We start from the raw sequence: 9,458 nt of genomic DNA on the forward strand, positions 1-9,458 counted from the left end.
ATGGCAAAATCAAAAAAATTAGTTGATGTATTGGGGGTAATGACAGATGGAATACCCTTGAAAAATGACTCCCATTACCAGATTGAAGGTTGGGAAAGAATTATGACTGGCGAAGAATTTAGACGCTCGAAAGAGCTTCAAAGAGTTGCTATAACACGAGCAGAAATCACATTTGAAAATGAAGATGATCTATTAAAGTTTTTGGAGGTGCTAAAAGATTCTGATGATAGACTTAGTAGAGTCCCTGACTCTTTAGTTATGTATGATTGGCAATCACCGATCAGAAATAATTTAACTGTGAGATTTGGGGTTGCTTGGTATGATAAGGACTTTTATAAAGAAAAAAAGGACGCATATTTATCACAATTACATTCTAATATTTTTAAGAAGTTTGGTGTAAAAGTAGATGATATGCGTGTAGAGCAAATACCCTTATAAGGGCAATATTTGCATTGAGCAGATTTAGTATGAGCTATGTTATTCAGTCAAACATAAGAAACATTACAGCAACGTATAAAATCCTTTCGTAGGAAAGGTAAAAGCAGCCGACTAGTTCAGATAGTGTTAGTAGTTGCCTTTGCTTTTGGCTAGCCTACGGAAGCACTCAGCGTAGCGTTATTAAACGATCTCTATAGTCCTAACCCTTGCCCCCGGTTTCGACGTTGGTTTCGCTGCTGTACGTTCTGCTGCGCTTGGTCTAGTAGCTCTTTGAGCTGCTCAGGAGTACGTTTCCCTTCCGCTACCTGTTTGAGTAGTTTATCCCGTACATCCACATGATCGGCGAGCTGCTCGGCGTGCTTTTGCCACTGGCGGGCGCGTCGCCGGGTAGATTGTTCTTCGTGCTGGCTAATCTGTACTTTCTGTTGGGCACTAGTCGTTGCTTCTTTTTGAGCCCGTACAAAGCTCTCTAACGAAGCCTTATCAATTTCGTAGTATTCTTCACGCTGACCCAAGCCGAGCATACCACGCCGTTCCTTGGCCTTCACAGTAGGCAAATTCAGAGATACCGCGTGTTCCTGCTGTCGATAGTATTGATTCGTCGTTTGGTGCTTGCTACGACTGCCTTTCAATCCTCGTTCTAACCCAAACGGTTCCATCGCTTTAGCATACCGATCCTGAAAGCCTCTCAGCTTCTCTTTGTGCCCGAACAGATATTCCTTAGCTGAGAGCCTACCATCTTTCGTAAGCGGCACCACGGTAGCGTGAATATGCGGGGTCTTTTCATCCAGGTGCATGGCAAACCGAACGATATTTTCTTTCCCGAACTCACTAGCCACGTACCGATAGTTTGCTTGCATCCAGTCGGTCAGTTTACCTTGCTGTTCAAGTTTGCTCATTTGCTCGGGACTACCCGATAGCATCAGGTTCACGTATCGAACGGCATCTTTCCGAATAGCGGTCTTACCCTGGTAGCCTTCGGTAATACGTTGCTTCACTGAGGTGTACATATCGGGAATGTCTCCTTTGCGTCGATGGTCGGCAAACTGTTCATGAGTCAGCAGATAGACTTTCCCTTCCTTACCCAATACCGCGTACTGGTTCAGGTGGGTTCGGCTCGGATCGGCGTTCTTCACCTGATGCATCCGGTCGATATGTCGGCCGAGTTGACCGCCACTACCTTTGCCTTTCATGGCGTGAAATACAGCAAACTGTCCCATAGTTCTTATCAGTTAATTTGTCTTACTTTTCCCTTTTGTTACTCTTTCTCCTTTTTGTTTTCATCAGCTGTAGGCTGTCCGTTTCGGTGGGTAAGCCAGGTACGTGTCAAAATGGCCCGAGTAGGGTCATTTTGCTCACTAGATTTCGGAAAGGAACGTTAGTGACTGTACGAAGTCTAGTGAGCTATACCTCTGCTAGAGTTACCAAGCGGCGGGTAAGGTACGCAGCCTTGTTGAGTTCTGCAAGTCAGTCAAGAAATCGTGTAAGATGGGAAAGGGTTTCGGTTTTTTTGTTTGAGCCTATTTAGGCTTATTGGGTAAGCACCTATGTACTGCATAACATATCAAATTTTGATGATATGAAACGAGCTATAAAGAAAGAACCTTATCCAATTTTCGCAAAGTCGCTTGTCGGTGCAGTAGTGATAATTGGGCTAGGATTAAATATCTATTTTCAAGGAACTCGGACAAAAGAAGAAGTTCCGAATATTCAAGGAACAATCATCTATCTTAGTAATACGTTTGAGGAGTTACCTAAACGTCATTTAGGAAAATATAAGTACTTAGGGATTGATACTTACCCGCAAGTATTCGAGCTATTTATTGGTAAGGATGAAGGAGATATTAAACCAGAATTTGAAAAGTTTAGCGAGCTTAAGATTGGTGATAATATCAATATTTACTTTGATGAAAGTCCATCAAATGCTGACCCAAGAATAAATAGACAGGTAGAGTATATCGATAGAAATGGTCAACTATATTTTATTCTTGGTGGTGACATGGATAGAATTGGCGGACTTTCATTTGTTGGGCTTGGGATACTGCTTATCGTGGTTTTATTCATTTTGAAAAAAACTGGTAAAATAGCATAGAGCTAATTACTGAAAACAAAAAACCCGGTCTTTTTTAGATCGGGTCACCTATGATTTGAACTGTCAAGTTAAACTTTAGTATCCTCAGTTTTACGCTTAGCTGATTGCTTCTTTCTCTCATGCGCTAATTCTTCAGTGGCTTTACGCAGAGCATCAAAGACCTCATTCATTGTTTTTTCGTAATCCTCCTCATCATCAAAGAAGCCTTCTTCAATCAGGATAGGATCTACATAAATTTTATCCTCTTCTTTATTTTTTCTCGCTTTCATAAGATTCGTAAGTCTGTATCCAGTCACGCCGCGTACATCGGTAACTTGATAATAAATATAGCCTATTCTGTTCTAACTTAAAAAACGTATTGTAAATCCTTCGGTTGTGTCTACCTAGCGCAACATGGCGATTTCTCTTCCGGGGCAGCGGTGTAGCTGCTGAACGTGATAGTATACGTAACGCATCTACTGTGCGAATATCGTGCAAAGGATCACTACCAAAAGTATCGGCAAAGTGGTCGGCGTGCATGGCCGTAAGCACAACATGATACTCCTTGTCTTTATAAGATATAACGTTGGCTAGGTTAACCCTGACAATATCGATAAACTTCATGCGTTCAGCTATAATTTATGGTGATTTTTAACACCATATTTAGATAGATCACAACGGTTTGACGAATCTGAATTCATCCTTTGGCAGATCAGAAAGTTTACCTCCATTTTCTAAGTGTTCACGTAACCAAACTTTTCGGGTCACCATTTTTAGATAGATTGCTTTTGCATTCTCTGGCGTTAATTTCTTCCTGTCATTTTTCATTCACACTAGTATGTTATTTGGTTGTCGTTATGGAGTGCTTATCTATGCTTGTATTCTTCGAATGATTTCTTCAAAACATCTAGCATAGATATTCCTTTGCTAACGGCAAACATTTTATACTCTTGCCGAAACTCGAAGGGAACGGTGAAAACCATATTCACCATTTTGGAAGGAGAAGGAGTTTCAAGATTATTATTGCTTTTGTCTTCTACGCTAGGAGCTTCGCCTAACTTGCTTTTCCCCTTTTTTGGAATGTTAACAGCCATATTCATAGGTATCTTTAAAACGTTGTTCCTTTGATTCGTTGAAACTATGAAACTTTGCTCACATAGTCAATAATGCTTTGAATACAGTGTTCTGCTTTCTGGTTTAGAGATTTAAAGCTAGTATCAGTAAGTGTTTTTCCTTCGTTCAGTGCATTACGGAACGCTCGTTTCTCTGGAATATAACTACTGATAATTTGGTAAGGGGTTTGAGAAAGGTAATCAGTTGTTTCAGTATGCTCCGCTTCACTAGCATCTATCCGACTAAGTACAAAAGCAATGTGTTTTCGGTCAATCCCTTTCTTAACTAGTTCATGAGCTAAACGAATCTGTGGCCGTAGATCATCTAAAGAACCACCAGTAGGAAGAATGATTAAGTTGCTTTGTTGGGCAATTGCTAACGTATTTGAAGTACTGTGAGGGGCACCATCATATACAATTAGATCGTAGCTATCTTTTAGCTTAAGAGTAGAGACTACCGAAGAAAACTGTTGTACCTGTAGCTCAGGTTTCAAACTAGCTGCTAATCTTCTACTGTTCCATTCAAAGGTAGTTCCCTGCTTTACATCTAGATCAGCAATGAGTACATTCCATTCAGCTTGAGCATAGGCTTTAGCAATTGTACGGGCTATAGTACTTTTGCCTACACCGCCTTTTTGACTAACTACGCCTAAAATCAGTGTCATTCCTTTAAAACTTTATTCCTTTGAAACGTTGATACGGTGAACAAAGGTAGCAATTTACAGCGGATAATTTTCTAATCCCATAAGGGTTCGACCAAGCTCTCACCTGACCAGTAGCGGTACCACCGTTCATAGTCCCAGTAGTACGCACAAAGCTTAGGCTCTTCGTGCTCAACGACTGGCGAAGTCTGTCCCTCTAACCACTGGTAGAATTCGTTCCTCTGTTCATCGGGTAATTCGCTCACTACCACATAATCCGTATCACCGCTTCTTTTTGGTTTGACTTTCATAATTCTCCATTTGTACCTTTCTTTCTTTTCACAAGCAACATTTTCTTTGAAGCTGTGTTTCTTTGAAACGTTAAAGCTTTGAAAAAAGGAAAAAGAGAAAGCCTTAATTAGCTAAGGCCTTCTTACAACTTATTGAGAGCAGTTGCCAAGCTCTGGATGGTGTTATCCAACCGGGCTAACCCTATCCCTGGCGGGTTGCGCCTCCGCATTGCCCGTTTCCGTTTCGGGTAGCATCTTGAATATTTTGGTGCAATCCTTCCGGTTCTATGCCTTAAAAAACCTTTCAGCTTGCTTCACGCTGTTTGTCAAAAAGTGAAGTCTGTCCAGCTTGCTCTTTGCTTTCTGCTTCTTTGAATTGCATCATCAAGAAGCCTCTCTTCATAGTACTTCCGTACATTGCTATTTTCTCATTTACTATATAGTTACCTGGTCTTACTTGCGCCCAAAATCCAGTCTCCTTTAAAAGCTTAAAGGTATCTGCTACTGTTTTATGGCTTACAGGCTTGCCTTTTTCTTCAAGGTTTGAAACTGTCTCTCTTATTGATCCTAAAAACATATTATCGCCACGATTTATATTCTCAAGTATATAGCCAAATACAGTCATTTTTTGGTTTCCAACAACGTCTAAGATGCCTGCTAGATTTGCCATGTAAACTTTAAACCAGTTTACATCCTGAGATACTTCAACGTCTACTAGATTGGTCATTATTTGCTCTCCGCCCTGTGTGTACAAAGGCAACTTACCTACAGCTTTATATTTTACTTGGTTGCTGCGAATCGTAGCTGACTTAGCTTTTTTTGCCATAAGTGTTATCTTTTTTGTAATTATACCGTTATAATATTTTGGGTGCAAGTGTTATAAAAAAAATATCACAGACGTTATAATTTATTATCACAGACGTTATAATAAATTATAACACTTTATTTATGCTTTTTTCACTTTAATATTTTGATTATCAACATATTACATACAATTAAGTCCACTGACAATAATAGTTACTCTTATCTAGTAGTAAGGATAATTTTTCATTGTTTTCTCTATGCCGAGGTAAGATCAATGCTCAGGTTTTTAAGGCATAGAACCGGAAGGATGGTTAGATAAGATAATTAAATATGGAAAACTTTTTACTTAAGCTATTAGACTTAAAAAAACCACCAACTACCTTGCTATTTGTAGTTTGTGTCTTCTGTGGGTTTGTTTTATTTGTCCCAGATGAGTTTCTGCAGCAACTTAGTCTTGCTGAATTCAAAAATGAATATGGAAAGTTTTTGGGATTTGGTTTTACAGGATCATTGTCATTCTTAGTTGTTGCTTTGATTGTTTGGTTTATCCGGAAACTGCAAGCTGAACATTTAAAGCATCAACTTGAAAAGAAGATTTTGAGATCTCTTCAAAATTTGGACTTGCACGAAAAAGCATTGCTGAGAGAGTTTCTTGTTATTCACGGTAAACATACACTAGAGCTGCCATTTCCTAATGAAACTGTTGTTAGTCTTAGCAATAAAGGTATAATTTATCAAGCCTCTTCAACTGGTCCTGTCTATCTGCATGGCGCATATTTCTCTTATACTATTTCTGAATATGCCCTAGAAAATTTGGATTCTCAAATGCTTGATCTGCCCAAAAACCTAGATAATATCCCTGAATCTGAAAAGGAGAGAATTTTAGCTAGACGACCTGAATGGGCACGGAGTCGTACTGAATTTGAAGAGCGTAGGAGGTGGTTATAGTTCTGAATTCTTTAATCAAATGAAGTATATTATTGTATTTACTCTAGTTTACCTTACTTCTAATGATTGTCTTACAGCTCAACTTGACTCACTATCACCAGTTGTTGTTGATAGTTTGAAAACCCGTATTTCTATACTTGAGGATAAGATTGAGAGTATTAACGATCAAGGGAATAATCTAGTTTGGCTGGATAAAGTTTTACCTTCCGTTGTTGCTATTGTAGTTGCTTTTGTTGCTTTTTTTTCTAGCACCCTTATAAATAAAAGGCAGATAATGTCTTCTGAAAATCTGATTAGTAAACAGATACAAGCTTCAGAAAAGATAGCCAATCAAGAATTTAGGAGATCTGTATTATCAGCTAATAGAGTTAGTTGGATAGAGAAGTTCAGAGATCTAATTAGTGAGTTTAGAACTGACTTATTGCTGTTAAGTCAAATGCCGGAAAAAGATAGTGATGCCGTAAGGAAGGTTACTGTACTAGTTACTAGAATTGAATTAATGCTTAATCCTAGTGATCATAGAGATAAGTCCTTAATTAGGTTGACTAAGAGTTTTTATGAATCTTGTTTGAAGTACAAAGATCCCGATACTACTATCTCATTTGATAATATTATTGGACTTCAAAATAATATTCTTGCAGAAGCAAAAGACATTTTGAAATCAGAATGGGAAAGGGTAAAAAAAGGTGAATAATGACACTGAAAAAAGTTTTGTAGATTTCTATAAAACTTGCACTCGCTCAAGGTTCAGACTGTCCCATAATGTTATTTATGTTAACCAAGTAGAATAATTGAAGGATTTTGCTACCCAAAGCATACCTATGATTGGGTAGTCTTTTTGGCAGATAGTTCAGTATTTTCCGTTTTAGAGTGACGATAGATACTACTTTTGTCTAATTTATTAAATTAATATATCTTTCCTACCATAATCAATTATAACTACCAAACCTTAAGCCATGAATAATTTATTGATGTCGCTAGTTTTACTTTTTTCTTTGGCTCCTTCACTTTCAATTGCTCAAGAAGAAGATGATATTCCTCTAGATTTAGTGGTCTCTGAAATACAGAAGGGACTAATGATTGTACAAACTGAATTGGCAGAAGAGTCTATACCTCAGTTAAAATCAGTTGAAATGACTTTTCAGACAACTAAATCTATAAAAAAAGGTGGTAAAGTTAAGATCCTTGTTTTTTCGTTTGGGAAAGAGTGGTCGAGTGAGAAATCACATAAAGTGAAAATTAAACTAGTGCCACCAAAGCCATTTTCTAAGGATGAAATATCTTCTGAGAAAAACGTTGCTAAGGATTTGTCTGACTTGATAATTAATACTTCGAGAGCAATTCAAGATATGGAGAGTGGTGAGCCACCATTAGAGTTAAGTGAATTTACTACTGAACTCAATTTTGTTACCGTAAGAGGGACTAATGGTGGTGTTGGTGTTGAGTTTGATATTATTCCAGTAACTGTTGAAGCTTCTGGTAATCTGGAAAATAAGGCTATACATACGATTAGTGTCACTTACGGTAAATAGTTATCGTTATGTGGTGTGTATACAGGTTTTTGATTTGTTTTCAATTAGTAACTTTTGCTGTTGAGGGTCAGATCCCTAGGCTATGCCCAGAGTTTGAGCCTGCTCCAGGATTAAGTTTGTCTCATGTAAGACAACAGTTCTCGCGTTCAATACTGCGTCTTGAATGTGGTGGTAAATCAGGAACAGGTTTTATTATTGATAAAGAAAATGGCTATGTAATTACTGCATATCATGTTATTAAAAATGCGATAGAAGGTTCTAAAAGTGGTATTAATGGAACTCTACAAGGCTATGATACAAATTTAAAGTTTCGTGTTTTAGATCATACTAATGAGGATGGTGTCGATCTGGCACTACTTGAACCTCTGGATTTAAGCTCTAAGGACTTTATACTTACTTCTCTTACTGAACTTGATGTAGAATTGAGGCTTCCACAACGAGGAGAGAAGTGCTATTTGATTGCTTATTCGCTAGGAGATTTTGAGTTTGATGTTAAATCAGTTGAAGTTAGTAAATACAATAGCGATGGATATATTGAGGCTCTAGGTCAAGCCTATTTTGGTGATAGTGGTAGTGCTTTAATATCAACTAATGGTTCGGTTGTAGGTATATCTGTAGAAAAGAAAGGTAGTAGAATATATCATTGTATACCTACTGCTTTGGCTTTTCCTTTCTTTGGGAAAATGAAATTAAGTAGTCAGGTAATAAACCTTGATAATAGGCTAAAAGCAGGAACAGTAAGCTCTAATGAGATGAGAAGATATCTAGCTCCTGGAATTTCAGGTACATCAACTTTATCAAACTTAGATCTAATACTATGGGCTATTAAAATTGAGAAGTCGTCGTCAAGCTATTCTAATAGTAAAAAATTGTTTGACTGTCCTATTATGAATGCTTATTGGCATAGAAAGTTAGACGATGCAGCGAAGCTTTTCTTAAAGGTATATTTTTCAGAGAAAATTGGAAGATCGTATTTAAATGTTGGAAAAAGACATTTGGCTTTCAACGAATATGATTCTGCTTATAGTAATATTACTGTCGCTAGAAATTTATTGAAAAGAAGTATTAATAATTATATCAGTGATAGTTCCTCGGCAGTTTCTGAGCAGCTTATAATGCTATCACAAGAGGGCGATATACTTCCAACCTGGCTTAAGCTGGAAGACATTCCAGAGAAAAGAAGAATTTCCAGTTCTTATTTATCTGCTTTGTTCAAAGATTATAGCTTGGCTTCTTTTGAATTAGGTAAAATAAGTGAAAGAGATGATGCAGTGCAGAGTGAAGATTTATTTGGTGAGGCTGCTCAGTCAGCAATAGCATCTATATTATCCACTGATACTCAAGCTTTTAAAGCTGGAGGTTACGCTATTTTGGGCGATATATATCTACGACAGTCACGGTATGATGAGGCTTTAGAAGCATACTATTCGTCATGGGAAAATGGGCTTAAGACTGATTGGATACAGGAGAACTGGAAATTTATGTTAGAAAAAGTATTTAATGAAAAAGAAATCTCTAAAGACATACAGATTGACGATCATAAGTTGTTGATGGGGACGGTAGAAAAGAGATTGAAATATTAATTAATAATTTAACTAAATATATTTATAAATATCAATACT

At 37.6% G+C, this 9,458-nt stretch carries 13 protein-coding genes; 6 read left to right on the plus strand and 7 right to left on the minus strand.

Annotated features, from left to right (window positions below):
- Complete coding sequence (locus tag P0M28_RS30955; protein ID WP_302211166.1) at positions 1–438, plus strand: hypothetical protein; 438 nt, start codon at positions 1–3, stop codon at positions 436–438.
- 191 nt (positions 439–629) lie between these two features.
- Here P0M28_RS30955 and mobV read toward each other — a convergent pair whose 3' ends face one another.
- A complete protein-coding gene (gene mobV / locus P0M28_RS30960; RefSeq protein WP_302211168.1) occupies positions 630–1,658 on the minus strand; it encodes a MobV family relaxase in 1,029 nt (342 codons plus the stop codon).
- A gap of 359 nt (positions 1,659–2,017) precedes the next feature.
- Here mobV and P0M28_RS30965 point away from each other — a divergent pair, with 359 nt between their 5' ends.
- Positions 2,018–2,530 carry a hypothetical protein gene (locus P0M28_RS30965; RefSeq protein ID WP_302211170.1) on the plus strand — a complete coding sequence of 171 codons (513 nt, stop codon included), beginning with the start codon at positions 2,018–2,020 and terminating at the stop codon, positions 2,528–2,530.
- A 68-nt stretch (positions 2,531–2,598) separates the two neighbouring features.
- On the opposite strand, the gene P0M28_RS30970 is transcribed toward P0M28_RS30965, so the two are convergent.
- From P0M28_RS30970 to P0M28_RS30995, 6 genes are all read right to left on the minus strand, one after another.
- On the minus strand, positions 2,599–2,799 hold the full coding sequence (locus tag P0M28_RS30970; protein ID WP_302211172.1) for a glutathione S-transferase family protein: 201 nt from the start codon (positions 2,797–2,799) through the stop codon (positions 2,599–2,601).
- Positions 2,780–3,133, minus strand: coding sequence for a hypothetical protein (locus tag P0M28_RS30975; protein WP_302211173.1), 354 nt, complete (start codon positions 3,131–3,133; stop codon positions 2,780–2,782). Before P0M28_RS30975 ends, P0M28_RS30970 begins: the two co-directional genes overlap by 20 nt.
- A 242-nt stretch (positions 3,134–3,375) precedes the next feature.
- On the minus strand, positions 3,376–3,603 hold the full coding sequence (locus P0M28_RS30980) for a hypothetical protein (protein WP_302211175.1): 228 nt from the start codon (positions 3,601–3,603) through the stop codon (positions 3,376–3,378).
- A 44-nt stretch (positions 3,604–3,647) separates the two neighbouring features.
- On the minus strand, positions 3,648–4,286 hold the full coding sequence (locus P0M28_RS30985) for a nucleotide-binding protein (protein ID WP_302211176.1): 639 nt from the start codon (positions 4,284–4,286) through the stop codon (positions 3,648–3,650).
- A gap of 71 nt (positions 4,287–4,357) precedes the next feature.
- The gene (locus tag P0M28_RS30990; RefSeq protein ID WP_302211177.1) at positions 4,358–4,573 is read right to left on the minus strand and encodes a hypothetical protein; all 216 of its coding nucleotides are present in this window, start codon (positions 4,571–4,573) and stop codon (positions 4,358–4,360) included.
- Between the two features lie 283 nt (positions 4,574–4,856).
- On the minus strand, positions 4,857–5,378 hold the full coding sequence (locus P0M28_RS30995; protein WP_302211158.1) for a replication/maintenance protein RepL: 522 nt from the start codon (positions 5,376–5,378) through the stop codon (positions 4,857–4,859).
- Positions 5,379–5,686: 308 nt separating this feature from the next.
- Between P0M28_RS30995 and P0M28_RS31000 the strand changes: the two genes are divergently transcribed.
- From P0M28_RS31000 to P0M28_RS31015, 4 genes are all read left to right on the plus strand, one after another.
- Positions 5,687–6,304, plus strand: coding sequence for a super-infection exclusion protein B (locus tag P0M28_RS31000; protein WP_302211160.1), 618 nt, complete (start codon positions 5,687–5,689; stop codon positions 6,302–6,304).
- A gap of 19 nt (positions 6,305–6,323) precedes the next feature.
- Positions 6,324–6,998: a hypothetical protein gene (locus P0M28_RS31005; RefSeq protein WP_302211162.1), complete on the plus strand. Its 675-nt coding sequence runs from the start codon at positions 6,324–6,326 to the stop codon at positions 6,996–6,998.
- A gap of 262 nt (positions 6,999–7,260) precedes the next feature.
- Complete coding sequence (locus tag P0M28_RS31010; protein WP_302211163.1) at positions 7,261–7,836, plus strand: trypco2 family protein; 576 nt, start codon at positions 7,261–7,263, stop codon at positions 7,834–7,836.
- A 116-nt stretch (positions 7,837–7,952) separates the two neighbouring features.
- Entirely contained in the window at positions 7,953–9,419 is a 1,467-nt protein-coding gene (locus P0M28_RS31015) for a S1 family peptidase (protein ID WP_302211164.1), read from the plus strand.
- The last annotated feature ends 39 nt before the right edge of the window (positions 9,420–9,458 follow it).

The organism is Tunicatimonas pelagia, from assembly GCF_030506325.1.
Taxonomy (GTDB): domain Bacteria; phylum Bacteroidota; class Bacteroidia; order Cytophagales; family Cyclobacteriaceae; genus Tunicatimonas; species Tunicatimonas pelagia.

Coding starts and splice junctions, on each gene's coding strand:
- P0M28_RS30965 (WP_302211170.1), top strand. CDS start 2,018: ATGAAACGAGCTATAAAGAAAGAACCTTATCCAATTTTCGCAAAGTCG.
- P0M28_RS31005 (WP_302211162.1), top strand. CDS start 6,324: ATGAAGTATATTATTGTATTTACTCTAGTTTACCTTACTTCTAATGAT.
- P0M28_RS30980 (WP_302211175.1), bottom strand. CDS start 3,603: ATGGCTGTTAACATTCCAAAAAAGGGGAAAAGCAAGTTAGGCGAAGCT.
- P0M28_RS30990 (WP_302211177.1), bottom strand. CDS start 4,573: ATGAAAGTCAAACCAAAAAGAAGCGGTGATACGGATTATGTGGTAGTG.
- P0M28_RS30985 (WP_302211176.1), bottom strand. CDS start 4,286: ATGACACTGATTTTAGGCGTAGTTAGTCAAAAAGGCGGTGTAGGCAAA.
- P0M28_RS30975 (WP_302211173.1), bottom strand. CDS start 3,133: ATGAAGTTTATCGATATTGTCAGGGTTAACCTAGCCAACGTTATATCT.
- P0M28_RS30955 (WP_302211166.1), top strand. CDS start 1: ATGGCAAAATCAAAAAAATTAGTTGATGTATTGGGGGTAATGACAGAT.
- P0M28_RS30970 (WP_302211172.1), bottom strand. CDS start 2,799: ATGAAAGCGAGAAAAAATAAAGAAGAGGATAAAATTTATGTAGATCCT.
- P0M28_RS31000 (WP_302211160.1), top strand. CDS start 5,687: ATGGAAAACTTTTTACTTAAGCTATTAGACTTAAAAAAACCACCAACT.
- P0M28_RS30995 (WP_302211158.1), bottom strand. CDS start 5,378: ATGGCAAAAAAAGCTAAGTCAGCTACGATTCGCAGCAACCAAGTAAAA.
- mobV (WP_302211168.1), bottom strand. CDS start 1,658: ATGGGACAGTTTGCTGTATTTCACGCCATGAAAGGCAAAGGTAGTGGC.
- P0M28_RS31010 (WP_302211163.1), top strand. CDS start 7,261: ATGAATAATTTATTGATGTCGCTAGTTTTACTTTTTTCTTTGGCTCCT.